Genomic DNA, 25097 nt, shown 5'->3' on the forward strand with positions numbered 1-25097 from the left:
CCGAGGGCAGCCGGCCCGCGCGTGCATTTACCCGCAAGGTCCGAGTCATGAGTGACATTCCCGAGAATCAGCCCGAGAACCAGCCCGACGCCGACAACCGCCCGATGCGCGCCATCAAGAGCTTCGTGATGCGCGCCGGGCGCATGACCGAAGGCCAGCAGCGCGGCCTCGACCAGGGCTGGCCGAAGTACGGCCTGGAGCTGGCTGACGGTGCACGGGACTTCGACCAGGTATTCGGGCGCCACGCGCCGCGTACCTTCGAGATCGGTTTCGGCATGGGCCACGCGACCCTGGAGATGGCCGCTGCCGCGCCGGAGCAGGACTTCATCGGCGTAGAAGTGCACCGTCCGGGCGTCGGCGCACTGCTCAACGGCATGCTGACCCAGGACCTGAGCAACATCCGCGTTTACAGCTGCGACGCCATCGAAGTCCTGCGCGACTGCGTGGCCGATGCCAGCCTCGACCGCCTGCTGTTGTTCTTCCCGGACCCGTGGCACAAGTCGCGTCACCACAAGCGTCGCATCGTGCAGCCGGCCTGGGCGGAGCTGGTACGGCAGAAGCTGAAGGTCGGCGGTGTGCTGCACATGGCCACCGACTGGGAGCAATATGCCGAGCACATGCTGGAAGTGATGAATGCCGCACCCGGCTATCGCAACCTTTCGGCGGACAATACCTATGTGCCGCGCCCGGAAGAGCGCCCGGTCACCAAGTTCGAACGTCGCGGGGAGCGACTCGGGCATGGCGTCTGGGACCTGAAGTTCGAGCGTGTCGACTGATTCAGCGGAAAAAGGCCTGCGCAGCAGGCCTTTTTCACGGATGAACAGCCTATAGACCGGGACCACCCGGCAGGCCGCAAAGGCCACCCTCACCTCCTGAATAAAAAGCGGCATCCGCCGCGGACGAAAATAAGAGTGATGGACAGGAGTCCGTCGCAAAGGAGTCTGCTGTGTTGAAGAAACTTGCTGTACTGCTGATGGCGGGGGCGTGGGTCCTGCCGGCGCAGGCGAAAGTCGATGCCACCGAGGCCGCTCGACTGGGCCGCGACCTGACGCCGATGGGGGCGGAACTGGCCGGCAACGCCAATGGCACCATCCCCGCGTGGACCGGTGGCATCACCAGCGCCCCGGCGGGCTACCAGCCTGGCACCCACCACCTCGATCCGTACGCTGCCGATGCCGTGCAGTACAAGATCGACAGCAAGAATCTGGCGCAGTACCAGGCGCTGCTCACTCCGGGCACCCAGGCCCTGCTGCAGGAGAACCCGGACTACTACCTGCGCGTCTTCCCCAGCCGCCGCAGTGCGTCGCTGCCCCAGCGCATCTATGACGCCACGCGCTTCAATGCCGAGAACGCCGAGCTGATCGCCGACGGTAACGGCGTGCAGGGTGCCGCCGCCGGTGTGCCGTTCCCGATGCCGAAGACCGGCCTGGAAGCCATCTGGAACCACATCATGCGCTACCGTGGCGAGCAGATTCACATGGTGACCAACCAGGCCGCCGTGCTCGCCAGCGGCAGCTACAACCTGCTCAAGCTCGACCGCTACGTGTACTTCAACTACGGTCGCGAGGGCATGACCCCGCAGGACCTGAACAACACGCTGTTCTACTACAAGTACAACATCGTCGCCCCGGCCAAGCTCGCCGGTTCCGCGCTGGTGGTGCAGGAGACCATCGATCAGGTGCTGTCGATCCGCAAGGCCTGGCGCTTCAACAGCGGCGAGCGCCGCGTGCGCCGCCTGCCGAGCCTGGCCTACGACACCCTGCAGCCGGACACCAATGGCCTGGCCACCGCCGATACCGTGGACGTCTACAACGGCGCGCCGGACCACTACGAGTGGCAGCTGCTGGGCAAGCGCGAGATGCTGGTGCCGTACAACAGCTACGCGGTGCACCAGAAGGGCATCCCCTACGCCGACATCCTCAGGACCAAGACCCTCAACCCCGAGCTGCTGCGCTACGAGCCGCACCGCGTCTGGGTGGTCGAGGCGACCCTGCGCAAGGGCATGGGCCATCCGTTCGCCAAGCGTCGCTTCTACCTGGATGAAGACAGCTGGCAGATCCTCGCCTCGGATATCTACAACGCCGACGGCAAGCTGATCCGCGCCCAGGAAGTGCACCCGATCAACTACTACGACGTGCCCATGGTGCTCAGCACCCTGGAAGCGCTCTACGACTTCGAAGGGGCGCGCTACTTCGTCGACGGCCTGGACAACAACGAGCCGATGTACGATTTCAAGGTGCCGCTGGGGCCGCGCGACTTCACCCCGCAGGCGTTGCGCCGCGAGGGTAACTGAGTCCAGCAGAGGCCGCCGCGAGGCGGCCTTTGTCTATCCGCGAGATATTGGTGGGTGTGGGCTGTTGTAGGGTCTAGGGGGAACGCCATCGTTATGGCTCGCGAACGTTCTCCCTGGCGGCGCCGATGCTGGGGCGGTTCGCGAGCAAGCGCGCTCCTGCGAAGAGCATCGATTCCGGCGCCGGACCTACTCGATCAGCTCGGCTCCCAGCACTGTGGTCTCCGGCATGCGCATCGGCGCCGGGCTGATCTGCAGGTACTTGATGCTGGTGCGCGGGATGATCAGCAGGTCGCCGTCCACCTCGATGCTGATCACCGGCGACTCCATCTGCTTGCGGATGCCGCGGGCCACTTCGGCGGGGTCGTCGCTCTGTTGCGGGAAGCGCAGCGCCAGGCGCTGGCCATCGGAGAAGTGCAGGTAGAGATGCTTGATCGGCTTCATGTGTCCTCCGGCGGGTGGGTGGCCAACCGCCGGAGGAACGCAGCTCAACTGCGGTCGGCGATCATGCCAATCACGAAGAACACTAGCAGCAGGACGGGCGCCAGGGTGTAGTTGTTGAAGTAGCCCAGGCCCTTGGCCAGCCACGGGGTGACGAAGACCATCGCCAGGCCGTAGCCCACGGCGCAGATCAGCACGAACAGCAGGGTGCGGAAGACGAAGTTCAGGCTGCCGATGCGCTGCTGTACCCAGGCGTTGATCGCCGGGCCGAACAGCACCAGTACGGTCGCCATGATCGCCAGGGCGATGTCGGACAGGTGGCCGCGGCACCAGCGGGAGACGTTGGCAATCAGGTCGAGCGCGAAGTCCATTGGGGCTCCTTGGGATTCAGAGTCGCCGGGGAGTGTACACGGCGGGCGACGGCAGCGTCGCCCGACGCATTCTCAAGGCAGGAAGCGCTGCAGCAGGTCGTTGAGGAACAGCTGGCCGCGTTCGGTCGGGGCCAGGCGCTGCGGGTCGTTCACCAGCAGGCCGTCCTGGCGTGCCTGGCGGCAGGCTTCCTCGATGGCGGCCAGCGGTAGGCCGGTGCGCTCGGCGAAGGTCGCCGCCGGCACGCCCTCGGTGAGGCGCAGGGCATTCATCATGAATTCGAAGGGCAGATCGTCCGCTTCCAGGTCGCGCTCGCCGGCCTGGAAGGGCTTGTCCGGGTTCAGGTAGTCCTTCGGCAGGCGGGTCTTCCAGGTGCGCAGGATGCGGCCTTGCGGCGTGCTCAGCTTGGCGTGGGCGCCGGCGCCGATGCCGAGGAAGTCGCCGAAGGTCCAGTAGTTCAGGTTGTGCCGCGCGCGCTGGCCGTCACGGGCATAGGCCGAGGTTTCGTACTGCACGTAACCCGCCTGGGCGAGGAGCGCCTGGCCGGCTTCCTGGATTTCCCACAGCTGGTCGTCCTCGGGCAGCTCCGGTGGCTGGCTCCAGAACACCGTGTTCGGCTCCATGGTCAGCTGGTACCAGGACAGGTGCGTCGGCGCCAGGTCGATGGCCTGCTGCAGGTCGGCCAGGGCGTCGGCGACGCTCTGCTCCGGCAGGCCGTGCATCAGGTCCAGGTTGAAGTTGTCGAAGCCGGCGCGGCGGGCCATTTCGGCGGCGCGTACTGCTTCGTCGCCATCGTGGATGCGGCCCAGTGCCTTGAGTTTCTCGGCCTGGAAACTCTGGATGCCGATGGACAGGCGGTTGATGCCCAGCGCCCGGTAGTCGGCGAACTTGGCCTGTTCAAAGGTGCCGGGGTTGGCCTCCAGGGTAATCTCGATATCGCTCTCGAAGCCGACTTGCCGCTCCAGGCCTTCGAGGATGCGGCCCAGTGCCTTGGCGGAGAACAGGCTAGGAGTGCCGCCGCCGAAGAAGATCGAGGTCAGCTTGCGGTCATGGACGTAGCCGCGATCGGCCGTCAGGTCTGCCAGCAGCGCCTCGACGTAGGCGTCCTCGGGCAGCTCCGGGCCGGCGGCGTGGGAGTTGAAGTCGCAATAGGGGCATTTGCGCACGCACCAGGGGATGTGCACGTACGCCGACAGCGTTGGCAGGTGGAAGCCGGAAGCCACCGGCCCTGCGTCGAGCCCGTGGCTTCCTGCCTGGCTCATAGACCCAGCCGCTGCTTCAGCAGGGCCATCGCGCGGGCGCGGTGGCTGATCTGGTTCTTGCGTTCGGGCGCCAGCTCGGCGCTGGAGCACTCCGCCTCCGGTACCCAGAACAGCGGGTCGTAGCCGAAGCCGTGCTCGCCGCGGGCTTCGCGCAGGATGCTGCCGTGCCAGAGGCCTTCGCAGAGGATCGGCAGCGGGTCGTCGGCGTGGCGGACCAGGGCCAGCACGCTGACGAACTGGGCGCCGCGTTGCCCGTCCGGCACGTCCTTCAGGGCGTCCAGCAGCTTGGCGTTGTTCGCCGCGTCACCCTGGCCGTCGGCGTAGCGCGCGGAATAGATGCCCGGCGCACCGCCAAGGAAGTCCACCGCCAGGCCCGAGTCGTCGGCCAGCGCCGGCAGGCCGGAGATGCGCGCGGCGTTGCGGGCCTTGAGGATGGCATTCTCGACGAACGACAGGCCGGTCTCTTCCGGCTCCACGTCGCTGAACTCGCCGATGGAGCGCACCTTTACGTGGGCTCCGAGCATGGCCTGGAGTTCCTTGAGCTTGCCGGCGTTGTGACTGGCCAGCACCAGTTGTTCGAGCTTGATCATTCGTCTGGGAAGATTTCCTGCATGAAATCGAAGCTTTGCGGGGCTTCGTTTCCGGACTGGACCTGGATGGAGAAGGTCAGGGTTTCGCGGCCTTCGATGGGGAACTGCGCCAGGTTGTAGACGGCGCCTTCCTCGACCACGCGCTTGAAGGTCAGGGGGACGGTCTGCCCCATCAGGTTCTTCGCGGAGCCGGCGACGGTGACGTTGGCTGGCTTGCCGCTGGCGTCCAGCGGCACGATGTTGACCACGCCCTGGGCCTTGCTGCGCACCACACCCACCGCTTGCGCGACATTGGGCTGGAGGAAGCTGGAATTGAACACGCTGTAATGCACCTGCAGATCACCCAGGCGCTTCACCTGTTCGGCGAAGGCGGGCACGGCGAGGACCAGGCAGGCGAGGAGGGTAAGCAGGCGGCGCATGATGTTTCTCCCGGGCTCTATCAGATAGCCGCGATCAGACGGCGATGCGGTGGTCTTGCACGCCAGCGCCGCTGATTCGGTAGATGCCGATCTCACCCAACAGATTAGGCCAGATTCGCGAGGCCCAGCCATGCTGGTGCTCGTGGTCTACCGCCAGGCGGTCCAGTACCTTCGCGTGCTGCTCGTGGCAGAGCGCCTCGAAGTCGCGGAAGGTACAGAAGTGGATGTTCGGCGTGTTGTACCAAGTGTACGGAAGGAACTCCGACACCGGCATGCGGCCATTGCGCGCGAGGTACCAGCGGCAGCGCCAGTGACCGAAGTTGGGGAAGGTGATGATGCAGGTCCTGCCCACGCGCAGCATCTCCGCCAGCACCTTGTCCGGGTAGCGCAGCGCCTGCAGTGACTGGGTCATCACCACCACGTCGAAACTGTCGCTGGCAAAGTTGCCCAGGCCCTTGTCCAGGTCCTGTTCGATGACGTTGACGCCGCGTTCGATGCATTTGGCGATCTTTTCGGGGTCGATCTCCAGGCCGTAGCCGCCGACCTGCTTGTGGTCGCGCAGCCAGGCGAGCAGCTCGCCATCGCCGCAGCCCAGGTCGAGCACGCGGCTGCCGGCGGGGATCCAGTCTTGGATGATTTCCAGGTCGGCGCGCATGGTGGTCCTTATACGCTGATGCGGTGCATGTAACCGCTGAAGGCTTGCAGGTAGCGCGGAATCGGCATCAGGAAGGCGTCATGGCCTTGCGGTGCGTCGATTTCCAGGTAGCTGACGTTCTTCTTTGCCGCCAGCAGCGCGTCGACGATCTCCCGTGAACGTGCCGGGGAGAAGCGCCAGTCGGTGGTGAAGGACATCAGGCAGAAGTCCGCCTTCACCCCCGCGAGGGTCCGTGCCAGGTCGTCGCCGTTGGCGGCGGCCGGGTCGAAGTAGTCCAGCGCCTTAGTCATCAGCAGGTAGGTGTTGGCGTCGAAGCGGGTGGAGAATTCCTCGCCCTGGTAGCGCAGGTAGCTTTCCACCTGGAACTCGACGCTGTGCAGGTCGTAGTTGAGCTTCTCCGACTTCATGTCGCGGCCGAACTTGGCGCCCATGGCGTCATCGGAGAGGTAGGTGATGTGCCCGACCATCCGCGCCAGGCGCAGGCCGCGCTTGGGAATCACGTCGTGCTCCTGGAAGTGGCCGCCGAAGAACTCCGGATCCGAGAGGATCGCCTGGCGCGCGACTTCGTTGAAGGCGATGTTCTGCGCCGACAGTTTGGGTGCGCTGGCGATGCACAGGCAATGACGCACGCGCTCGGGGTAGCTGATGGTCCACTGCAGCGCCTGCATGCCGCCCAGGCTGCCGCCGACGATGGCGGCCCAGCTGTGGATGCCGAGGCGGTCGGCCAGGCGTGCCTGGCTGTTGACCCAATCCTCCACGGTGACCACCGGGAAGTCTGCGCCGTAGGTCTTGCCGGTGGCGGGGTTGAGGCTGGTCGGCCCGGTGGAGCCGTTGCAGCCGCCCAGGTTGTTCAGCGCGACGACGAAGAACTTGCGGGTGTCGATGGGCTTGCCCGGACCGATGCAGCTGTCCCACCAGCCCGGCTTGCGCTCATCCTCGCTGTGGTAGCCGGCGGCGTGGTGATGGCCGGAGAGGGCGTGACAGATCAGCACGGCGTTGCTCGCCGTGGCGTTCAGCTCGCCGTAGGTCTCGATCACCAGCTGGTATTCGGGCAGGGTCTTGCCGCAGGCCAGGGGCAGCGGTTCGTTGAACTGCAGCGTCTGGGGGGTGACCAGACCGACGGAATCTTCGGGGAAGACTGTTGGCATCGACCCAGCTCATGAATAAAAAAGGACGGCCAGTCTAAAGAGCGCCGCCCCCTGCGGCAAGCGCGCTCGGAGGCGTCGGGGGCGGGCGCCGCGCGGGGTTCAGGCGCGCTGGGAGGTGGGCAGGGTAACGACCTTGGCCTGGCGCTGCAGCGGCGCCGGGCGGCGCAGCTGGCGGAGGATGTCGGTGGCCTCGGCGAGCTGCTGTTCCAGCTCCTCGGTATAGCGACCCAGCAGCAGCGAGCGCTGCCGCGCCTGCTGGGTTTCCTGGGCCAGGGCCTTGAGGCGCAGCATGTGGGTTTCCAGCATCTGCTTGTGTTCCAGGCTGTATTGCATCAGCGGCATCAGGGCGTCGGCGGCCCATTGCTCGGCTTCCTCGCGCAGGCGCTGGTGCAGGCCGATGACTTCCTGGGCGACGGTGGCGAAGAAGCGTCGGGTCAGCAGGCGCTGCTCGGTGAGCAGGGTCTTGAGGTGCAGGCGGAAGCGATCGGCCTTCTCCTGCAGCTTGGCGAGGTCGCGCAGGTAGCGCTGGACGCGGAACTGCGGAGCGTCCAGCGCGTTGAGCGGGTTTTCCTCGTTGTGCCGCTGGTAGATGGCCGCGACCATGCGGTTGGCGGTTTCCGCTTCGTGGCCGAGGGCGACCAGGTCGCCTTCCACGGTACGGAAGAACTGCAGGATGGCCTGGTGGATGCCGACCGTGGTCCAGCTACCGCGCAGCTTGTCGTGGACCTTCTTCAGGTGCTGTTCCAGGCGCTCGGCGCGCACTGCCTCGCGCAACTGCTCGCCCTGGTGGCGCAGCAGGCGCTGGTTGGTCTTCAGGCTGAGCAGGCGCTTGTGGTGCAGGTTGTGGTCGTCCTTGGTCCGCGCGGTCAGCTCGAATAGCAGCTGGCCGCTGTCCTGCTGCTGGTCGTTGAGCAGTGCCTGTTGCTCCTTCACCTTGTCCAGGCGCACGCGCAGGCTGTGCTGGCTGTTGTTGACCAGTGCCAGCACCTGGCCGACCACGGCGGTTTCCAGCAGACGTTCCTTCTGCGCGACGATGCGCTCGCAGAGCAGGTCCTCCAGGGACTCCATCTGGCTGCGCGCGAGCAATTCGCGGTCGCCGCGGACCTTGGCCAGCAGCGCCTGCTTGGCCGACAGTGGCAGTACGTCCTCGCGGGCGATGCCCAGCTGGCGCGCGGTGGTGTCCTGGATGTGGCGGATGGCGTTCTGCACGAAGGCTTCGCCGGCCAGGTCGTCCCAGAGCACGTCGATCTTGTTCAGCACCGCGTAAAGGGTGGTATGGCCGTCCTCGCCGAGTTGGCGCACGTGGTCCTGCCAGATCGCCATGTCGGAGGCGCTGACGCCGGTATCGGCGGCCAGCAGGAAGAGGATCGACTGCGCGCTGGGCAGCATCGACAGGGTCAGCTCCGGTTCGCTGCCCAGGGCGTTGAGGCCGGGGGTGTCGAGGATGCGCAGACCCTGGCGCAGCAGCGGGTGGTCGAAGTTCACCAGCGCGTGACGCCACGCCGGCACCAGCACGATGCCGGGCTTGTCGGTGGCTTCGAGCATGTCCGGGTGGAAGCCCAGCTGGATCGCCTGTTCCACCGGCAGCGGCTTGGTCTTGGCGACCTGGGCGAAGGCCTCGGCCATGTTCGCCGGGTCCGAGGTATCCAGCGGGATGTTCACCCAGTGCCGCGGAATGCGCTTGAACTGCGCCACGCTGGCATCGGCGACGCGGGTCTCGATGGGCAGCAGACGGATGTACGGGCGCTCCGAACGCGGGTCGAAGAACAGCTCGGTGGGGCACATGGTGGTGCGCCCGGCCTGGGACGGCAGCATGCGGCGGCCGAACCCGGCGAAGAACAGGCTGTTGATCAGCTCGGTCTTGCCGCGCGAGTACTCGCCGACGAAGGCCAGGGTGATGTGGTCGACGCGCAGCAGGCGCAGGGTACGTTCGAGGCGGTTCTCGATTTCCGGGGTATTCAGCCGGGCGCGCTCCAGCCAGCTGCGATAGCGGGTGATCTCGCGGACCAGCTCGCGCTTCCAGGTGACGTAGGCATCGATCTGCTGACTGAGACGTTCCATGCTCATCCGGGCGTTCCTTGGGCTGGCGCGTCCTGCGCGGGGAATGGATGGCGTGGATTATGCGTCGGGGCGTAGGAATAGCAATTGGCCTACAGCACATTCCTACGCGTAAGGTCGGCCAAGGTTACCGAGCGGCTATCCCGAGTTCTGCCGGAAGTTTCGTCGGACGGGGAATGCGCACGCGCTTCTGGCGGTTCAGCTCGCCGCTTTCCAGCTTCACCGCGCTTTTCGGTACGCCGAAGGCCTTGCCGAGGAACGCCAGCAGGTGGGCGTTGGCCTTGCCTTCGACCGGTGGCGCGGTGAGGCGGATCTTCAGGCGCTCACCATGCAGCCCGGCGAACTCGTCGCGGCTCGCCTTGGGCTGCAGGTGGCAGTCGAGGATCAGGTCCTCGCCGTCCCAGTGATAGAACGGCATGCCTGCTTACATGAAGGGCGAAAGGATCTGCGGCATCCCGGTCATCGCGGCCAGGTTGCCGATCACCAGCATGTCGATCAGCTTCAGCGCGATGAACGCGAAGATCGGCGAGATATCCAGGCCGCCGAGGTTCGGCAGCAGCTTGCGGAAGGGCGCCAGGAAGGGCTCGCAGATCTGGTTCACCAGTTGGGCGCCGGGGTTGTGGCTGCCCGGGGCGACCCAGGAGAGGATCACACTGATGATCAGGGCGAAGAAGAATACCTTCAGGAACAGCGAGGTGACCGCGATGATCGACCACACCAGTAGTTGCAGGATGTAGCCGCCGACGCCGTAGCCCATCAGGGTCAGGGTGATGACCATCAGCACCAGCTGGACCAGGATCGCCAGCACCAGCGAGGCGAAGTCGATGCCGCCGAAGCCGGGAATGATGCGGCGCAACGGGTTCAGCAGCGGCTTGGTGGCGCGCACGATGAACTGGCTGAGCGGGTTGTAGAAGTCGGCGCGGACCAGCTGCAGGATGAAGCGCAGCAGCACGATCAGCAGGTACAGGCTGCCAAGTGTCTGGATCACATAGATGGCGGCTGTGGAAAGTCCGGTCATTGGGCGGTCCTTGGTGAACGTTGGGCGCCGGCGCGCAGGGCCGGGCGAATCGGGCGGTCGGTCAACGACGGCGCTGTAACGCCATACTGTAGGGAATTCATCGTCGCCGGTCGCGTGTAAGTGTGTTTCGTCACGTGCAATTTCAACCCCGCCTGGCCATCAGGTCGCGGCCGTTGCAGGCTGGGTCGGCGGTTCGGCTCAGGCCCAGCAGGGTAAAGCCGTTGGCTTCCTGGCGGATGCTGACATAGCGCTGGTTGCCTTCGGCCAGGGGCTGCGGGCTGTCCAGCTCGATGTCCACCTGGAAGCGCGCCGGGTCTTTTTTGCAGGCGCGCACGGCGGTGTAGGTCAGTGTGACGCCGGTGCGCTTGTTCAGCTCGATGAGTTCTTCCCGCGCCGTCAGTGCCGTGTCGGCTCCGGCCGGGTCGGCCCAGGCGCGGGCAAGCGTGGTGTCCACTCGCAACCATTCATCCACAAAGCCGCGGCCATTGGACGCGGCGGGCTGGGTGCGCTGGAAGGCTTCACCGTCCTGGCGGAAGCGGAAGATGCCCGGTCGGGTCAGCAGGTCGCCGTCCAGGCTGCCGACATCGGCGCGCCACTCGAAGCCGTCGGGGCGGGCCTTGAGTTTCACTTCGTGGTCATCGCGGACGTAGTCGTGCTCGTTGTGCAGCAGGGTGCGCTGGGCCTGGTCGGCCGTGGCCGGGCGTATCACTTCCACTGCCAGGTGGCTCCAGCGCGAAGTGCACCAGGGCGTGCCGTGCATCAGTGCAATGTCGCCGCTGGACAGGCGTTCGTACAGGTACAGGTCGCCGTAGGCGCCGGAGATGTCTTGGTAAGGACCGCTCTGCCAGGCCAGCGCACGCACCCAGGCATCGCCTTCGCGGCGATAACCACGCAGGACGTTGTCGCTGCCGCAGGGAATGGCGAAGCCGCCGCTGACCAGCAGCAGCGGGGTAGGGCTGCCGCTCAGGCTGACGACGATCTCATTCTGGTCGGGCAGCGCCACTTCGTCTTCGCTGACCGGCTTCGGCGCGGGCAACAGGCGCTGGCGCAGGTCGGCCTGCAGGGCATCGAGGTCTGGCGCGGCCTGGGCGCAGGCGAGGTGGGCGTCGAAGGCTTCGGCCAGCGTCTGTTTATAGTGTTCGATGGCCTGGCTGAGCGCTGGCGTGACGGTGTTGTCCGCATCGTCGGTGAAACCGCTGGTCATGGCTTGCTGCATGGCCTGATAGGCAGTTCGCGCGGCCTCGTCGATGGGCGGGGCAACCGGGCATTGCGCCGCCTGGGTGGCGGCGCTGGCCAGCAGGACACAGACAGCAAGGGGCAGTGCGACCTTCCCTGGTCGCCGGACGGAGTGCGTCATCGCAATCAGCGGCCCAGTTGTTCGGCCAGCTCGGCGGAGCGATGGTCGGCGGCGCCGACTGCCTTCTCCACCAGTGCCTCGAAGCCGTTGGCCTGGAAGGTGGTGATGGCGGCTTCGGTGGTGCCCTTGGGCGAGGTCACGCGGCGGCGCAGTTCGGCCGGGTCGACATCGCTGGTGGTGGCCATCTGCGCGGCGCCCAGGGCGGTCTGACGGGCCAGCTGGCCGGCGACTTCGCGGGACAGGCCGAGCTTCTCGCCGGCGGCGGTCATGGCTTCCATCAGCAGGAAGAAGTAGGCCGGGCCGCTGCCGGAGACGGCGGTGACCGCGTCGATCTGGCGCTCCTCGTCGAGCCACAGGGCGATGCCCACGGCGCTCAGCAGTTGCTCCGCCTGCTCGCGCTGGGCGGCGTTGACGCTGGCGTTGGGGTACAGGCCGCTGGCGCCCAGGCCGACCAGCGCCGGGGTGTTGGGCATGCAGCGGACGATGGCGCGCGGCTGGCCGTTCGCCTCGCCCAGCCAGCGTTCGAGGCTGGCGCAGGGGATACCGGCGGCGATGGAGACGATCAGCGCGCTCTCGGTCAGCGCCGGCGCCAGCGCCAGGCAGACGTCCTTCATGACCTGCGGCTTGACCGCCAGGACCACCACATCGGCACCGGCCACGGCGCTGGCGTTGTCGCCGACCACTTCGATGCCGTGCTCGGCGGCAATCTTCGCGCGCTGCTCGGCGCCCGGATCGCTGGCGCGGATGTCGCTCGCGGCGACGCCCTTGGCGCGCAGGCCACCGATGAGACTGGCGGCCATGTTGCCGGCGCCGATGAAGGCAATGCGAGTGCTGCTCATGGAGTCGCTTCCTTTATTCAGTGGGAGGCGCCGTAGTCGCGGGCGCCGAACAGGGCGGTACCGATCCGCACCCAGGTGGCGCCTTCGCCGATGGCGGCTTCGAGGTCGTGGCTCATGCCCATGGACAGGGTGTCCAGGCCGAGATTCAGGGCTTGCATCAGCTCGCGCAGGCGAGCGAACGCGGCGTGCTGCGCGGCAACGTCCTCGGTGGGTTCGGGGATGGCCATCAGGCCGCGCAGTTTCAGATGAGGCAGTTGCGCAACCGCCTGGGCGAGGGCGGGCAGCTCGGCAGGGGAGCAGCCGGACTTGCTGTCCTCGCCGCTGACATTTACCTGCAGCAGCACGTTCAGCGGCGGCAGGTTCGCCGGTCGCTGCTCGGAGAGGCGCTGGGCGACCTTCAGGCGGTCCACCGAGTGCACCCAGTCGAAGTGCTCGGCGATGGGGCGGGTCTTGTTCGACTGGATGGGTCCGATGAAATGCCAGGTCAGCGGCAGGTCGGCCAGCTCGGTCTGCTTGAGCAGCGCTTCCTGCAGGTAGTTCTCGCCAAAATCGGCCAAGCCGCAGGCAAACGCTTCGCGGATCGCGGCGGCGGGTTTGGTCTTGCTCACGGCAAGCAACTGCACCGAGTCAGGCGTGCGATTTTTCGCTTGTTCCGCCTCACGGATTCGTACGCGAACCTTTGCAATATTCTCTGCTATCGTGGACATTACCGTCGCTTTTCCGCCCGGCTGCTGCGTGTTCTGCGGCATTCTACCTGCTTGCTCTTGATTGGGGAGTCCCATGGATATTACCGAGCTGCTCGCCTTCAGCGCCAAGCAGGGCGCTTCGGACCTGCACCTCTCGGCCGGCCTGCCGCCGATGATCCGCGTCGACGGCGATGTTCGCCGCATCAACCTGCCGCCGCTCGAGCACAAGCAGGTTCACGCGCTGATCTACGACATCATGAACGACAAGCAGCGCAAGGATTACGAAGAGTTCCTGGAAACCGACTTCTCCTTCGAAGTGCCGGGCGTCGCCCGCTTCCGGGTCAACGCCTTCAACCAGAACCGCGGCGCCGGCGCCGTGTTCCGGACCATTCCCTCCAAGGTACTGACCATGGAAGACCTGGGGATGGGCGAAGTCTTCAAGCGCGTCTCCGACGTGCCGCGCGGCCTGGTCCTGGTGACCGGCCCGACCGGTTCGGGCAAGTCCACCTCGCTGGCAGCGATGCTCGACTACCTGAACAACACCAAGTACAGCCACATCCTCACCGTCGAAGACCCGATCGAGTTCGTCCACGAATCGAAGAAGTGCCTGGTCAACCAGCGCGAAGTGCACCGCGACACCCTCGGCTTCAACGAGGCCCTGCGTTCGGCCCTGCGTGAGGACCCGGACATCATCCTGGTGGGCGAGATGCGCGACCTGGAGACCATCCGCCTGGCGCTGACCGCCGCGGAAACCGGCCACCTGGTCTTCGGCACCCTGCACACCACCTCCGCGGCCAAGACCATCGACCGTATCGTCGACGTGTTCCCCGCCGAGGAGAAATCCATGGTCCGCTCCATGCTCTCCGAATCCCTGCAGGCGGTGATTTCCCAGACCCTGCTGAAGAAGATCGGCGGCGGTCGGGTCGCGGCCCACGAGATCATGATCGGTACCCCGGCGATCCGTAACCTGATCCGCGAGGACAAGGTCGCGCAGATGTACTCCGCCATCCAGACCGGCGGCGCGATCGGCATGCAGACCCTCGACATGTGCCTCAAGGGCCTGGTCGCCAAGGGCCTGGTGACCCGCGACGCGGCGAAAGAAAAAGCCAAGATCCCGGAAAACTTCTAATCCCACCGGGCCTTTGCGGCCCGGCGCACGGAGCGCGCCACACGCACCCGCTTCGTGATCCGACAGCCCTGTCGTAGTCAGCGTGAACTCGGCGAGAAAGATCATGGAATTCGAGAAGCTGTTGCGCCTGATGGTGGAAAAGGGAGCCTCCGACCTGTTCATCACGGCGGGCGTGCCGCCTTCGATGAAAGTCAACGGCAAGGTGCTGCCGGTCACCAAGACTGCGCTGTCGCCGGAGCAGACCCGCGAGACCGTGCTGTCGGTGATGAACGAGCAGCAGCGCCGCGACTTCGCCGAGAACCACGAGTGCAACTTCGCCATCAGCGCCCGTGGCGTCGGTCGCTTCCGTGTCAGCGCGTTCTACCAGCGCAACCTGGTGGGCATGGTGCTGCGCCGCATCGAGACCAACATCCCGACCATCGATGACCTGAAGCTGCCGGAAATCCTCAAGAAGCTGGCGATGACCAAGCGCGGTCTGGTGATCTTCGTTGGTGCCACCGGTACCGGTAAGTCCACCTCGCTGGCGGCGATGATCGGCTACCGCAACAAGAACTCCACCGGCCACATCATCTCCATCGAAGACCCCATCGAGTACATCCACCAGCACCAGGGCTGCATCGTCACCCAGCGTGAAGTGGGCCTGGATACCGATACCTTCGAGGTGGCCCTGAAGAACACCCTGCGCCAGGCGCCGGACGTGATCATGATCGGCGAGGTGCGCTCGCGCGAGACCATGGACCACGCAGTGGCCTTCGCCGAAACCGGCCACCTGTGCCTGGCGACCCTGCACGCCAACAACGCCAACCAGGCGCTGGAGCGGATCATTCACTTCTTCCCGGCCGACCGGCATGGCCAGGTGTGGATGGACCTCTCGCTGAACCTCAAGGCCATCGTTGCCCAGCAACTGGTGCCCACCCCGGACGGCAAGGGCCGCCGTGCGGTGATCGAGGTGCTGCTGAACACCCCGCTGGCCGCCGACCTGATCCGCAAGGGCGAGGTCCACGAGCTCAAGCCGCTGATGAAGCGCTCCACCGAGCAGGGCATGCAGACCTTCGACCAGGCGCTGTACCAGCTCTACACCCAGGGCGAGATCACCTACGAAGATGCGCTGGCCTACGCCGACTCGGCGAACGACCTGCGCCTGATGATCAAGCTGGGTTCGGAGACCGACGCCGACCATCTGACCACCATGACCCAGGGCCTGACCCTGGAGATGAGCGAAGACGATCCCAACCGCCGTTTCCGCTGATCCTGCTCCTTGAGAAGCCCGCCCCGTGCGGGCTTTTCGTTTATGCTGGATGCCTTGTAACGCAACGGGAGAAAGGCATGTCCGCCAACCCTGACACCCACAGCAAGGTCATCGGCTACCTGCTGTGGATCTTCGGCTTCACCGGCTCGCACCGCTTCTACTACGGCCGGCCGATCACCGGCACGATCTGGTTCTTCACCCTCGGCCTGTTCTTCATCGGCTGGATCATCGACCTGTTCCTCATTCCCTCCATGGATGACGCAGCGGACCAGCGCTACCGTTCCGGCGGCGTGGACTACAACGTCGCCTGGATCCTGCTGACTTTTCTCGGCGTGTTCGGCGTGCACCGCATGTACATGGGCAAATGGCTCACCGGCATCCTTTACCTGTTCACCGGCGGGCTGTTCTTCATCGGCGTGCTGTATGACTTCTGGACGCTGAACAGCCAGATTTCCGAACGCAATGGGCCGCAGCGTATCTGACGCCGCGCTTTTCCCTGTAGGAGCGCCCCATGGACGCGATCGCGCCCTTAGTGCCTTTATGGAAAACGGCTCGCTCCTGCAGGTGAATGCCATTCCTGACCGCCGTCTTTCGTCGCGCCGCCTGGCGCGACCTGTGCCTCCCGCCTAAGGTCAGGAGGACAGTAGCAGGCGCCGCCGGGCGATCCCCGGCTCGCCCAGAAGGAGTGGCTGCCATGAGCAACGAACCCCGTCCTGCCGTACTCGACCTGATCGGCAATACCCCCATGGTCCGCGTGACGCGCTTCGATACCGGACCCTGCACCCTGTTCCTCAAGCTCGAATCGCAGAACCCCGGCGGCTCCATCAAGGACCGCATCGGCGTCGCCATGATCGAGGCCGCCGAGCGCGACGGCCGGCTCAAGCCCGGCGGCGTGATCGTCGAAGCTACCGCCGGCAACACCGGCCTGGGCCTGGCGCTGGTGGGCCGCGCCAAGGGGTACCGGGTGGTGCTGGTGGTGCCGGACAAGATGTCCACCGAGAAGGTCCTGCACCTGCGCGCCATGGGCGCCGAGGTGCACATCACCCGTTCCGACGTCGGCAAGGGCCACCCCGAGTATTACCAGGACGTCGCGGCGCGGCTGGCGAAAGACCTGCCCGACGCCTTCTTCGCCGACCAGTTCAACAACCCCGCCAACCCACTGGCCCATGAGACCGGCACCGGCCCGGAAATCTGGGCGCAGACCGGCCACGACCTCGACGCCGTGGTAGTCGGCGTAGGCTCAGCCGGCACGCTGACCGGCCTCACGCGCTTCTTCCAGAAGGTCCAGCCCGAGCTGGAAATGGTCCTCGCCGACCCGGTGGGCTCGATCATGGCCGAGTACTCGCGCTCCGGCGCCATCGGCACGCCCGGCTCCTGGGCGGTCGAGGGCATCGGCGAAGACTTCGTACCGTCGATTGCCGACCTCTCCAGCGTGCGCCACGCCTACTCGATCAGTGACGAGGAAAGCTTCGCCACCGCCCGCGAACTGCTGCGCAATGAAGGCATCGCCGCCGGTTCCTCCACCGGCACGCTGCTGGCCGCCGCGCTGCGCTTCTGCCGCGAGCAGAGGGAACCCAAGCGCGTGGTCAGCCTGGTCTGCGACACCGGCACGCGCTACCTGTCGAAGATCTACAACGACCAGTGGATGACCGACCAGGGCCTGCTGCACCGCAAGCGCTACGGCGACCTGCGCGACATCATTGCGCGGCGCTTCGAGGAGGGCCGCGTGGTCAGTGTCGGCCCCGGCGACACCCTGCTCACCGCCTTCCAGCGCATGCGCCTTGCGGACATCTCCCAGCTTCCCGTGCTCGACGGCAAACGCCTGGTCGGCGTGATCGATGAGTCCGACATCCTCATGGGCGTGCATGACGATCCGGCGCACTACCGTTGCGAAGTCTCCAGCGCCATGAGCGACGCCCCGGAGACCCTGGCCCCCGGTGCCAGCCTCGGCGAACTGGAAGCGGTGCTCGGCCGCGGTCTGGTGGCCATCATTGCCGACGCCTCGGGCTTCCACGGCCTGATCACACGATTCGACCTGCTCAACCACTTGCGGAGGACCCTCCCATGAGTCAGCACGACGACCGCCTCGGTTTCGCCACCCGCGTGATCCACGCCGGGCAGGAGCCGGACCCGTCCACCGGGGCGATCATGCCGCCGATCTACGCCAACTCCACCTACCGCCAGGAAAGCCCCGGCGTGCACAAGGGGCTCGACTACGGCCGCTCGCACAACCCCACGCGCTGGGCGCTGGAGCGCTGCGTGGCAGACCTGGAGGGCGGCAGCAAGGCGTTCGCCTTCGCCTCGGGACTGGCGGCGATCTCGGCGGTGCTGGAACTGCTCGACGCCGGCTCGCACATCGTCTCCGGCAACGACCTCTACGGCGGCACTTTCCGCCTGTTCGAGCGGGTGCGCCGGCGCAGCGCCGGGCACGATTTCCACTTCGCCGACCTGGCCCAGCCCGGCGCCCTGGAAGCGGCGCTGACCGACAAGACGCGCATGGTCTGGGTGGAAACCCCAAGCAACCCGCTGCTGCGCCTGACCGACCTGGCCGCCATCGCCCGCACCTGCCGCGAGCGCGGCATCCTCTGCGTGGCCGACAACACCTTCGCCAGCCCCTATGTGCAGCGCCCGCTGGACCTGGGCTTCGACATCGTCGTGCACTCCACCACCAAGTACCTCAATGGCCACTCCGACGTCATCGGCGGCATCGCCATCGTCGGCGACAACCCCGACCTCGCCGAACGCCTGGGCTTCCTGCAGAACTCGGTGGGCGCCATCGCCGGCCCGTTCGACGCCTTCCTCACCCTGCGCGGGGTGAAGACCCTGGCCCTGCGCATGGAGCGCCACTGCGCCAATGCACTGGAGCTGGCGAAATGGTTGGAACAGCAGCCGCAGGTGAAGCGCGTCTACTACCCCGGCCTGCCGTCACACCCGCAGCACGAACTGGCGCGCATGCAGATGAAGGGCTTCGGCGGGATGATCTCGCTGGATCTGGACACCGACCTCGCCGGCTCGCGGCGCTTCCTGGAGAACGTCCAACTGTTCGCCCTGGCGGAAAGCCTGGGCGGCGTGGAAAGCCTGATCGAGCATCCGGCGATCATGACCCACGCCAGCATCCCACCGGAGAACCGTGCGGCGCTGGGGATCGGCGATTCGCTGATTCGCCTGTCGGTGGGGGTGGAGGACGTGGAAGACCTGCGCGCTGACCTCGCCAAGGCCCTGGCGATGATCTGAAACGTGGCGCACTTGTAGGATGGCGTGGAGCGAAGCGATACCCATCAACCGCGGCACCGACAGCATGGGTATCGCTCCGCTCCACCCATCCTACGTTGAAGCTCCTACGCTCGCCGGTTGGTGCTGATGTTCGCTGTGGAGCCACAGGAAAAGAAAAAGCCCGCCGATTGGCGGGCTTTTTCATGGGACGGCGGAGCGCTAGACCGCGTGGACGATGTGCCCGTCCACCAGGGTGCAGCGCACCACGCCCGGCAGGCAGTGGCCGAGGAACGGGCAGTTCTGGCCACGGGAGTGCCAGGTCTCGCCGGCCAGGGTCTGGCCCTCGGCTTCGAACAGCACCACGTCCGCTGCCGCGCCGATGGCCAGCTTGCCGGCCGGCAGGCGCAGGGCGGCGGCCGGGCCGCTGGAGAGGCGCGCGAGCAGGGTCGGCAGGTCGAGCAGGCCGTCCTGCACCAGGGTCATGGCCAGCGGCAGCAGCAGTTCGACACTGCTGATGCCCGGGTCGGTCGCGGCGAACGGCGCGTTCTTGGCGTCCGCCTCGTGGGGCTGGTGGTGGCTGGCGATGGCCTGGATCACGCCGCTCTTCACCGCTTCGCGCAGGGCGTCGCGGTCCTTGCGCGAGCGCAGCGGCGGTTGCACGTGGTACAGGCTGGAGAAGTCCGCCAGTGCCTCGTCGGTGAGGATCAGCTGGTACAGCGCCACATCGGCGGTGACCGGCAGGCCACGGGCCTGGGCCTGGGCGATCATCTCGACGCCACGAGCGCTGGTCAGCTGGCTGAAGTGCGCACGCACGCCGGACTGCTCCACCAGCAGCAGGTTGCGGGCCAGGGCCACGGTCTCGGCGGTTTCCGGGATGCCGGCCAGGCCGCGGAAGCTGGCGGTCGGGCCTTCGTGGGCGATGCCGTCGGCCGCCAGTTCGGCGTCCTGGGAGGTGAACACCACGGTCAGGTCGAAGGTCGCCGCGTATTCCAGCGAACGCAGCAGCACACGGTTGCTCGCCATCGGCGCCAGGCCGTTGGTGAAGGCCACGCAGCCGGCGTCGCGCAGGGCGACCAGCTCGGACAGTTGCTCACCGGCGAGCCCTTTGGTCAGTGCGCCGATGGGGAAGACCTTGGCGTTGCCGGCTTCGCGGGCGCGGTCGAGGATCAGCTCGGCGACGGCGGAGGTGTCCAGTACCGGCTTGGTCTGCGGCGGGAAACACAGGCTGGTGACGCCGCCGGCAGCGGCGGCGCGGGTTTCGCTTTCGATGCTGCCCTTGCGGCTGTAGCCCGGCTCGCGCAGGGCGACGCTCAGGTCCACCAGGCCGGGCGCGGCGGTCAGGCCGGCGGCGTCGATTTCCTGGGCGGCGCGGAAGCCTTCGGGTGCTTCGCCGATGGCGACGATGCGGCCGGCCTCGATGTGCAGGTCGCAGACCTTGTCCAGGCCGCTGGCCGGGTCGATCAGGTGGGCGCCACGAATACTGACGGTCATTGCGCGTCCTCCTGTTCCAGCTGGCGTTGGGCGTTCTGGCCGCTCATGGCCATGGACAGCACGGCCATGCGGATGGCAATGCCGTAGGTGACCTGGTTGAGGATCACCGACTGTTCACCGTCGGCCACGGCGGAATCGATCTCCACGCCACGGTTGATCGGGCCGGGGTGCATGACGATGGCGTCGGGCTTGGCCAGCTGCAGGCGCTTCTGGGTCAGGCCATAGAGCTTGAAGAACTCGCCTTCGCTGGGCAGCAGGCCGCCGGCCATGCGCTCGCGCTGCAGGCGCAGCATGATCACCACGTCGACACCCTTCAGGCCTTCGTTGGCGTCGGTGAACACCTTCACTCCGTACTGGTCTTCCAGGCCCACCGGCAGCAGGGTGCGCGGGGCAATGACGCGGATGTCCGGGCAGCCGAGGGTCTTCAGCGCCAGCATGTCGGAGCGCGCCACCCGCGAGTGCAGGATGTCGCCGACGATGGCCACCGAGAGGTTTTCGAAGCTGCCCTTGTGGCGGCGGATGGTGAGCATGTCGAGCATGCCCTGGGTCGGGTGGCCGTGACGGCCGTCGCCGCCGTTGATCACGGCGACGTTGGGGCTGACGTGCTCGGCGATGAAGTGCGCGGCGCCCGAGTCGCTGTGGCGCACGACGAACATGTCGGCGGCCATGGCCTCAAGGTTGCGCAGGGTGTCGGTGAGCGTCTCGCCCTTGCTGGTCGAGGAGGTCGACACGTTCAGCGAGATGACGTCGGCGGACAGGCGCTGGGCGGCCAGTTCGAAGGTGGTGCGGGTGCGCGTGGAGTTCTCGAAGAACACGTTGCACACGGTCTTGCCGCGCAGCAGCGGGACTTTCTTCACCGCGCGGGCGCCGACTTCGAGGAAGGAATCGGCGGTATCGAGGATTTCAGTCAGCAGTTCGCGGGACAACCCGTCGAGCGAGAGGAAGTGGCGCAGCTGGCCCAGGTCGTTGAGCTGCAGCGGGCGCTTGGCGTCGGTCGGCATGTGGCAGGCCCTGAAAGTTGGGGGTGGAGGTCCGGGCGCGCGGAGTTACAGCGCGGTGCTGAGAAGCGTGCGCTCGAGGACGAGTGGTGCGGGACCGCGCAATTTTACCCGCTCGTTGGGTGCCAGGGACAGGGTTTCGCCGACGATATCCGGGCGAATGGGTAGCTCGCGCTTGTTCAAATCGACCAGGCTGACCAGGGTCACGCTGGCCGGGCGACCGTAGTCGAACAGCTCGTTGAGCGCGGCGCGGATGGTCCGGCCGCTCATCAGCACGTCGTCCACCAGCACCAGGTGCTGGCCGTCGATCTCGAAGGGCAGTTCCGACGGACGGACCTGCGGGTGCAGGCCGCTGCGGCTGAAATCGTCGCGGTAGAAGGACACGTCGAGGATGCCGAGGATCTCGTCGCTGCCCAGTGCCTTGAGCAGTTCCTGGGCAACCCAGATGCCGCCGGTGTGGATGCCGACGAAGCGCGGTGAGTCGATCCCGCGCTGCGCGAGGTAGTTACGCAGGTCGGTAGCCATGCGGGGGATGAGTTCGGCGGGGCTGGGCAGGGTCATGACGTCTCCGGTTCGGTTGGCGAGGCCACCCGGCGCGGGCGGCCATCGGGGCGGACCGTTCCGGGAAGGAGTGGTCCGGCAAGCTTAGTGGCTTTCGCTCCCCTGGCGCTGCTTCAGGTCAAGGGAGCCGGCCTCGGGTCAGGCGGGGGCGTTGTCGGCCAGCCAGCCCTCCAGCAGCAGGGCGGCGGCCAGGGCGTCCACCGGGCGTTCGCGGTAACCGTCGCGCTGGCCCTGGGCCAGGCGCTCGCCCTTGGCGGCGTAGGTGGTCAGGCGTTCGTCGTGGGTGTGTACCGGCAGGTTGTAGCGGCCGTGCAGGCGGCGGGCGAATTTCTCGGCGCGCTCGCTCATGTCGCTGGGGGTGCCGTCCATGTTCAGCGGCAGGCCGACGACGATGGCGTCGGGCTGCCATTCCTTGATCAGGGCTTCGACGCGGTTCCAGTCCGGCACGCCGTTCTGTGCTTTGAGCACGCACAGTTCGCGGGCCTGGCCGGTGATAGCCTGGCCAACGGCGACGCCGATCTGCTTGGTGCCGTAGTCGAAACCCAGGAGTAAGCGCAGGGGTTTGCTGGTCATCAGGCGTGCCCGGCCTGGGCGGTGAGCAGGCTGAGGTTGACCCCCAGGCGCTCGGCGGCCGCCGAGAGACGCTGCTCGGCCGGCACCTCGAAGAGCACCGCCGAGTCGGCGGGGCAGGTCAGCCAGGCGTTGTCGGCGAGTTCGGCTTCCAGCTGGCCGGCTTCCCAGCCTGCATAACCGAGGGTGATCAGGTGTTGCGCGGGGCCGCTGCCGTCGGCGATGGCGAACAGCACGTCCTGGGAGGTGGACAGCGACAGCTCGCCCAGCTCCAGGGTGGCCTGGTAGCTACGCCCGGCGGGGTGCAGGACGAAGCCGCGGTCAGTCTGCACCGGGCCACCGTTATAGATGGTCACGCCCTGGCAACGCACCGGCGGCAGTTCGTCCGGACGCAGTTGTTCGAGCACGTCGGCGAGGCTCAGGCCGCTGGGCCGATTGATGATCAGGCCCATGGCGCCCTGCTCGTTGTGTTCCACGAGGTAGGTCACCGTCTGGGCGAAATTGGAGTCCGCCATGTGCGGCATGGCGATCAGAAAATGGTGCTTGAGGTAGCTGGCGGCTGTGCTTTTCATGCCGGCTAGTTTCAGGCCTGGGGGCCAAAGGGACAAGACTTGAAAGCGTCAGTAGACGCTTCGGGCGCGCTGGCTCAGTTGCTGGACAGGCGGTCGCCGCGCTCGAAGCGCCAGGTGCGGATGATTTCCAGGCGGTCGATGTCGTTCAGGTCGCCGGAGAAGGGCGCGAAGGGTGCGGCCAGGCGCACGATGCGCTGGGCGGCCTGGTCGAGCGTCGGCTGCCCGGAGGATTCCAGGACCTGCACCTCATAGAGCGAGCCGTCACGGTTGATCGACACCAGCAGCCGCAGACTGCCGTAGATGCGCTGGCGACGGGCTTCGTCGGGGTAGTTGAGGTTGCCGATGCGTTCGATCTTCTTGCGCCACTCTTCCTTGTACCAGGCGCCCTTGTCGCGCATGGTCGAGGCGGCGCTCAGACGGTGGATGCGCGGGCGCTTGGCGTAGGCCTGCTGGTCGCGGGCGAGGTCGGCTTCGAGGCTGGAGATTTCCGCCGAGAGCTGGGCGGAGTCGAACTGTGGCGCCGGCTTGGCGACGGTCTCGGCCTTGGGTGTCTGCTGCTTGGTCTGCACCTTGTCCGGGCGCGGCGTGCGGGTGGCAACGGCGGCCTTGGGCGCTTCCGGGCTCTTGGCCTGGCGAGGAGTGGTCGGCGGAGACACTTTCTTGACTTCGGTGTCCTGGAACGGCGCCTGCTCGGTGGTCTTGGGGACCGCCTTGTGCTCCAGGGTGCCGCTGCCCTGCTGGTTCATCTGGGCGAGGTAATCGGCCTTTTCCGGCGCCTTGTCGCTCTTGAAGCTGGCCAGGGTGATTTCCAGCGTCTTGCTCAGCTGGCTGGGCGAGGGCATGGTGAAGCCCACGCCCAGCAGCACGGCGACGTGCAGGATGGCCGCAATGAACAGGGTGAAACCCAGACGGTCCGCCGGACGCACGCCGGAGGACACAGGGAAGTCTTGATGGGTTGCAGCGTTCATTGCGGATCGCACGGGCCAGGGTGGGGCGGAAGTCTGCCGACGAGGCTTATAAAAGTCTATGACGCACTGCGCGCCTTGAGCTTTTCGTCGATGACTGCCATCAGTCTCTCGCCGATGCGCGTGTCGTAGGCCGCATCGATCTCGCGGATGCAGGTCGGGCTGGTGACGTTGATCTCGGTGAGGTTCTCGCCGATCACGTCCAGGCCGACGAACAGCAAGCCGCGCTTGCGCAGTTCCGGGCCGACCTGGGCGGCGATCCAGCGGTCGCGTTCGGTCAGCGGCTGGGCCACGCCACGGCCGCCGGCGGCGAGGTTGCCACGGGTCTCGCCCTGGGCGGGAATGCGCGCCAGGCAGTATTCCACCGGCTCGCCGTCGATCATCAGGATGCGCTTGTCGCCATCCTTGATGGCCGGCAGGTAGCGCTGCGCCATGACCTGCTCCTGGCCGTGGCGGGTCAGGGTCTCGAGGATCACCGAGAGGTTCGGGTCGCCCTCGCGGTGGCGGAAGATCATCGATCCGCCCATGCCATCCAGGGGTTTGAGAATGATGTCACGATGCTCCGCGGCGAATTCGCGGAGAATGTCGGACCGGCGGCTCACCACCGTCGGCGGCGCGCACTGCGGGAACAGCGTGGCGAAGTACTTCTCGTTGCAGTCACGCAGGCTCTGCGGCTTGTTGACGACGAGCGTACCGGCGGTTTCAGCCTGTTCCAGCAGATAGGTGGAGTAGACGAACTCGTTGTCGAAGGGCGGGTCCTTGCGCATCAGGATCACGTCCAGGTCCGACAGCGGCTGGTCGACTTCGTCTTCCAGTTCGAACCAGTGGGCCGGATCGTAGAACACCTTGAGCGGACGCATGCGACCGCGGGCGACGTTCTCTTTCTGGTAAAGATCCTGCTGTTCCATATAGAAGAGCTGCCAGCCACGGGCCTGGGCGGCCAGCAACATGGCCAGCGAGCTGTCCTTCTTGAAACTGATCTGCGCGATGGGGTCCATCACGATCCCGAGGCGTACGCTCATGGGATGTCCTCCTGGGGGAATTCGTCGGCTTGGGGCTGCGACTCGAGGCCGCGCCGCAAAGGCTGAAAATGGACGCTCAGGGTGGCGCTGGATGTGCGCTCGGTCAAGGAAAAAGCCTGCGCGTTCGGGGTCTTATGGCCTGAATTTGCTGGGCGTGGTAAAGATTCTGACGATTGTGGTAAAAGGTTCCCACGA

The 25097-nt window shown here is 66.4% G+C and carries 27 protein-coding genes; 7 read left to right on the top strand and 20 right to left on the bottom strand.

What is annotated here, in order from left to right:
• Positions 1-104 precede the first annotated feature (104 nt).
• Positions 105-776, top strand: a complete 672-nt coding sequence (gene trmB, locus IB275_RS01970) for a tRNA (guanosine(46)-N7)-methyltransferase TrmB (RefSeq protein ID WP_225601809.1) — start codon at positions 105-107, stop codon at positions 774-776.
• Between the two features lie 170 nt (positions 777-946).
• Positions 947-2293 (top strand): DUF1329 domain-containing protein, encoded by a 1347-nt coding sequence (locus tag IB275_RS01975; protein WP_192293805.1) that lies wholly within the window; start codon positions 947-949, stop codon positions 2291-2293.
• 186 nt (positions 2294-2479) lie between these two features.
• Here IB275_RS01975 and IB275_RS01980 read toward each other — a convergent pair whose 3' ends face one another.
• The 13 genes from IB275_RS01980 to IB275_RS02040 all read right to left on the bottom strand — a co-directional run bounded on the left by IB275_RS01980 (position 2480) and on the right by IB275_RS02040 (position 13153).
• Positions 2480-2734: a hypothetical protein gene (locus IB275_RS01980; RefSeq protein ID WP_017520105.1), complete on the bottom strand. Its 255-nt coding sequence runs from the start codon at positions 2732-2734 to the stop codon at positions 2480-2482.
• Positions 2735-2778: 44 nt separating this feature from the next.
• Positions 2779-3102 carry a DUF3392 domain-containing protein gene (locus tag IB275_RS01985; RefSeq protein ID WP_017520106.1) on the bottom strand — a complete coding sequence of 108 codons (324 nt, stop codon included), beginning with the start codon at positions 3100-3102 and terminating at the stop codon, positions 2779-2781.
• 72 nt (positions 3103-3174) lie between these two features.
• Positions 3175-4362 carry a radical SAM family heme chaperone HemW gene (gene hemW, locus IB275_RS01990; protein ID WP_192293803.1) on the bottom strand — a complete coding sequence of 396 codons (1188 nt, stop codon included), beginning with the start codon at positions 4360-4362 and terminating at the stop codon, positions 3175-3177.
• Positions 4359-4952, bottom strand: coding sequence for an RdgB/HAM1 family non-canonical purine NTP pyrophosphatase (gene rdgB / locus IB275_RS01995; protein ID WP_138213125.1), 594 nt, complete (start codon positions 4950-4952; stop codon positions 4359-4361). The genes hemW and rdgB overlap by 4 nt, the downstream gene beginning before the upstream one ends.
• On the bottom strand, positions 4949-5371 hold the full coding sequence (locus IB275_RS02000) for a DUF4426 domain-containing protein (protein WP_192293801.1): 423 nt from the start codon (positions 5369-5371) through the stop codon (positions 4949-4951). The genes rdgB and IB275_RS02000 overlap by 4 nt, the downstream gene beginning before the upstream one ends.
• Before the next feature lie 34 nt (positions 5372-5405).
• A complete protein-coding gene (gene metW, locus IB275_RS02005) occupies positions 5406-6026 on the bottom strand; it encodes a methionine biosynthesis protein MetW (protein WP_192293799.1) in 621 nt (206 codons plus the stop codon).
• Positions 6027-6034: 8 nt separating this feature from the next.
• Complete coding sequence (gene metX / locus IB275_RS02010; RefSeq protein WP_081519586.1) at positions 6035-7174, bottom strand: homoserine O-succinyltransferase MetX; 1140 nt, start codon at positions 7172-7174, stop codon at positions 6035-6037.
• Positions 7175-7273: 99 nt separating this feature from the next.
• Complete coding sequence (locus IB275_RS02015; RefSeq protein WP_192293797.1) at positions 7274-9241, bottom strand: dynamin family protein; 1968 nt, start codon at positions 9239-9241, stop codon at positions 7274-7276.
• A gap of 118 nt (positions 9242-9359) precedes the next feature.
• The gene (locus IB275_RS02020) at positions 9360-9650 is read right to left on the bottom strand and encodes a DUF167 domain-containing protein (RefSeq protein ID WP_138213121.1); all 291 of its coding nucleotides are present in this window, start codon (positions 9648-9650) and stop codon (positions 9360-9362) included.
• 6 nt (positions 9651-9656) lie between these two features.
• Positions 9657-10250, bottom strand: a complete 594-nt coding sequence (locus IB275_RS02025; protein ID WP_138213120.1) for a YggT family protein — start codon at positions 10248-10250, stop codon at positions 9657-9659.
• Between the two features lie 142 nt (positions 10251-10392).
• Positions 10393-11607, bottom strand: coding sequence for a hypothetical protein (locus IB275_RS02030; RefSeq protein WP_192293796.1), 1215 nt, complete (start codon positions 11605-11607; stop codon positions 10393-10395).
• 5 nt (positions 11608-11612) lie between these two features.
• Complete coding sequence (gene proC, locus IB275_RS02035; RefSeq protein WP_192293794.1) at positions 11613-12446, bottom strand: pyrroline-5-carboxylate reductase; 834 nt, start codon at positions 12444-12446, stop codon at positions 11613-11615.
• Positions 12447-12463: 17 nt separating this feature from the next.
• Positions 12464-13153, bottom strand: a complete 690-nt coding sequence (locus IB275_RS02040) for a YggS family pyridoxal phosphate-dependent enzyme (RefSeq protein WP_138213118.1) — start codon at positions 13151-13153, stop codon at positions 12464-12466.
• Positions 13154-13226: 73 nt separating this feature from the next.
• Here IB275_RS02040 and pilT point away from each other — a divergent pair, with 73 nt between their 5' ends.
• The 5 genes from pilT (at position 13227) to IB275_RS02065 (ending at position 18744) form a co-directional block, all read left to right on the top strand.
• Positions 13227-14261 carry a type IV pilus twitching motility protein PilT gene (pilT, locus tag IB275_RS02045; RefSeq protein WP_017520118.1) on the top strand — a complete coding sequence of 345 codons (1035 nt, stop codon included), beginning with the start codon at positions 13227-13229 and terminating at the stop codon, positions 14259-14261.
• A gap of 103 nt (positions 14262-14364) precedes the next feature.
• A complete protein-coding gene (pilU, locus tag IB275_RS02050) occupies positions 14365-15510 on the top strand; it encodes a type IV pilus ATPase PilU (protein WP_081519592.1) in 1146 nt (381 codons plus the stop codon).
• A gap of 77 nt (positions 15511-15587) precedes the next feature.
• Complete coding sequence (locus IB275_RS02055; RefSeq protein WP_017520120.1) at positions 15588-15992, top strand: NINE protein; 405 nt, start codon at positions 15588-15590, stop codon at positions 15990-15992.
• A gap of 212 nt (positions 15993-16204) precedes the next feature.
• A complete protein-coding gene (locus tag IB275_RS02060; protein ID WP_192293792.1) occupies positions 16205-17578 on the top strand; it encodes a pyridoxal-phosphate dependent enzyme in 1374 nt (457 codons plus the stop codon).
• Positions 17575-18744 carry a trans-sulfuration enzyme family protein gene (locus IB275_RS02065; protein ID WP_192293790.1) on the top strand — a complete coding sequence of 390 codons (1170 nt, stop codon included), beginning with the start codon at positions 17575-17577 and terminating at the stop codon, positions 18742-18744. The genes IB275_RS02060 and IB275_RS02065 overlap by 4 nt, the downstream gene beginning before the upstream one ends.
• Before the next feature lie 198 nt (positions 18745-18942).
• Here the strand turns inward: IB275_RS02065 and IB275_RS02070 are convergent, their stop codons facing one another.
• The 7 genes from IB275_RS02070 to gshB form a co-directional block, all read right to left on the bottom strand.
• Positions 18943-20214: a dihydroorotase gene (locus tag IB275_RS02070; protein ID WP_192293788.1), complete on the bottom strand. Its 1272-nt coding sequence runs from the start codon at positions 20212-20214 to the stop codon at positions 18943-18945.
• Positions 20211-21215: an aspartate carbamoyltransferase catalytic subunit gene (locus IB275_RS02075; protein WP_192293786.1), complete on the bottom strand. Its 1005-nt coding sequence runs from the start codon at positions 21213-21215 to the stop codon at positions 20211-20213. The genes IB275_RS02070 and IB275_RS02075 overlap by 4 nt, the downstream gene beginning before the upstream one ends.
• 45 nt (positions 21216-21260) lie before the next feature.
• On the bottom strand, positions 21261-21773 hold the full coding sequence (gene pyrR, locus IB275_RS02080; protein WP_081519598.1) for a bifunctional pyr operon transcriptional regulator/uracil phosphoribosyltransferase PyrR: 513 nt from the start codon (positions 21771-21773) through the stop codon (positions 21261-21263).
• A 138-nt stretch (positions 21774-21911) separates the two neighbouring features.
• On the bottom strand, positions 21912-22349 hold the full coding sequence (ruvX, locus tag IB275_RS02085; protein ID WP_138213113.1) for a Holliday junction resolvase RuvX: 438 nt from the start codon (positions 22347-22349) through the stop codon (positions 21912-21914).
• Positions 22346-22915 carry a YqgE/AlgH family protein gene (locus IB275_RS02090; protein WP_192293784.1) on the bottom strand — a complete coding sequence of 190 codons (570 nt, stop codon included), beginning with the start codon at positions 22913-22915 and terminating at the stop codon, positions 22346-22348. The genes ruvX and IB275_RS02090 overlap by 4 nt, the downstream gene beginning before the upstream one ends.
• Before the next feature lie 74 nt (positions 22916-22989).
• A complete protein-coding gene (locus tag IB275_RS02095) occupies positions 22990-23883 on the bottom strand; it encodes an energy transducer TonB (protein ID WP_192293782.1) in 894 nt (297 codons plus the stop codon).
• Between the two features lie 56 nt (positions 23884-23939).
• Positions 23940-24902 carry a glutathione synthase gene (gene gshB, locus IB275_RS02100; RefSeq protein ID WP_192293780.1) on the bottom strand — a complete coding sequence of 321 codons (963 nt, stop codon included), beginning with the start codon at positions 24900-24902 and terminating at the stop codon, positions 23940-23942.
• Positions 24903-25097 lie beyond the last annotated feature (195 nt).

Origin of the sequence: Pseudomonas sp. PDM21 (assembly GCF_014852505.2) — a bacterium.
Taxonomy (GTDB): domain Bacteria; phylum Pseudomonadota; class Gammaproteobacteria; order Pseudomonadales; family Pseudomonadaceae; genus Pseudomonas.

Coding starts and splice junctions, on each gene's coding strand:
- trmB (WP_225601809.1), top strand. CDS start 105: ATGCGCGCCATCAAGAGCTTCGTGATGCGCGCCGGGCGCATGACCGAA.
- IB275_RS01980 (WP_017520105.1), bottom strand. CDS start 2,734: ATGAAGCCGATCAAGCATCTCTACCTGCACTTCTCCGATGGCCAGCGC.
- IB275_RS01985 (WP_017520106.1), bottom strand. CDS start 3,102: ATGGACTTCGCGCTCGACCTGATTGCCAACGTCTCCCGCTGGTGCCGC.
- hemW (WP_192293803.1), bottom strand. CDS start 4,362: ATGAGCCAGGCAGGAAGCCACGGGCTCGACGCAGGGCCGGTGGCTTCC.
- rdgB (WP_138213125.1), bottom strand. CDS start 4,952: ATGATCAAGCTCGAACAACTGGTGCTGGCCAGTCACAACGCCGGCAAG.
- IB275_RS02000 (WP_192293801.1), bottom strand. CDS start 5,371: ATGCGCCGCCTGCTTACCCTCCTCGCCTGCCTGGTCCTCGCCGTGCCC.
- metW (WP_192293799.1), bottom strand. CDS start 6,026: ATGCGCGCCGACCTGGAAATCATCCAAGACTGGATCCCCGCCGGCAGC.
- metX (WP_081519586.1), bottom strand. CDS start 7,174: ATGCCAACAGTCTTCCCCGAAGATTCCGTCGGTCTGGTCACCCCCCAG.
- IB275_RS02015 (WP_192293797.1), bottom strand. CDS start 9,241: ATGAGCATGGAACGTCTCAGTCAGCAGATCGATGCCTACGTCACCTGG.
- IB275_RS02020 (WP_138213121.1), bottom strand. CDS start 9,650: ATGCCGTTCTATCACTGGGACGGCGAGGACCTGATCCTCGACTGCCAC.
- IB275_RS02025 (WP_138213120.1), bottom strand. CDS start 10,250: ATGACCGGACTTTCCACAGCCGCCATCTATGTGATCCAGACACTTGGC.
- IB275_RS02030 (WP_192293796.1), bottom strand. CDS start 11,607: ATGACGCACTCCGTCCGGCGACCAGGGAAGGTCGCACTGCCCCTTGCT.
- proC (WP_192293794.1), bottom strand. CDS start 12,446: ATGAGCAGCACTCGCATTGCCTTCATCGGCGCCGGCAACATGGCCGCC.
- IB275_RS02040 (WP_138213118.1), bottom strand. CDS start 13,153: ATGTCCACGATAGCAGAGAATATTGCAAAGGTTCGCGTACGAATCCGT.
- pilT (WP_017520118.1), top strand. CDS start 13,227: ATGGATATTACCGAGCTGCTCGCCTTCAGCGCCAAGCAGGGCGCTTCG.
- pilU (WP_081519592.1), top strand. CDS start 14,365: ATGGAATTCGAGAAGCTGTTGCGCCTGATGGTGGAAAAGGGAGCCTCC.
- IB275_RS02055 (WP_017520120.1), top strand. CDS start 15,588: ATGTCCGCCAACCCTGACACCCACAGCAAGGTCATCGGCTACCTGCTG.
- IB275_RS02060 (WP_192293792.1), top strand. CDS start 16,205: ATGAGCAACGAACCCCGTCCTGCCGTACTCGACCTGATCGGCAATACC.
- IB275_RS02065 (WP_192293790.1), top strand. CDS start 17,575: ATGAGTCAGCACGACGACCGCCTCGGTTTCGCCACCCGCGTGATCCAC.
- IB275_RS02070 (WP_192293788.1), bottom strand. CDS start 20,214: ATGACCGTCAGTATTCGTGGCGCCCACCTGATCGACCCGGCCAGCGGC.
- IB275_RS02075 (WP_192293786.1), bottom strand. CDS start 21,215: ATGCCGACCGACGCCAAGCGCCCGCTGCAGCTCAACGACCTGGGCCAG.
- pyrR (WP_081519598.1), bottom strand. CDS start 21,773: ATGACCCTGCCCAGCCCCGCCGAACTCATCCCCCGCATGGCTACCGAC.
- IB275_RS02090 (WP_192293784.1), bottom strand. CDS start 22,915: ATGAAAAGCACAGCCGCCAGCTACCTCAAGCACCATTTTCTGATCGCC.
- IB275_RS02095 (WP_192293782.1), bottom strand. CDS start 23,883: ATGAACGCTGCAACCCATCAAGACTTCCCTGTGTCCTCCGGCGTGCGT.
- gshB (WP_192293780.1), bottom strand. CDS start 24,902: ATGAGCGTACGCCTCGGGATCGTGATGGACCCCATCGCGCAGATCAGT.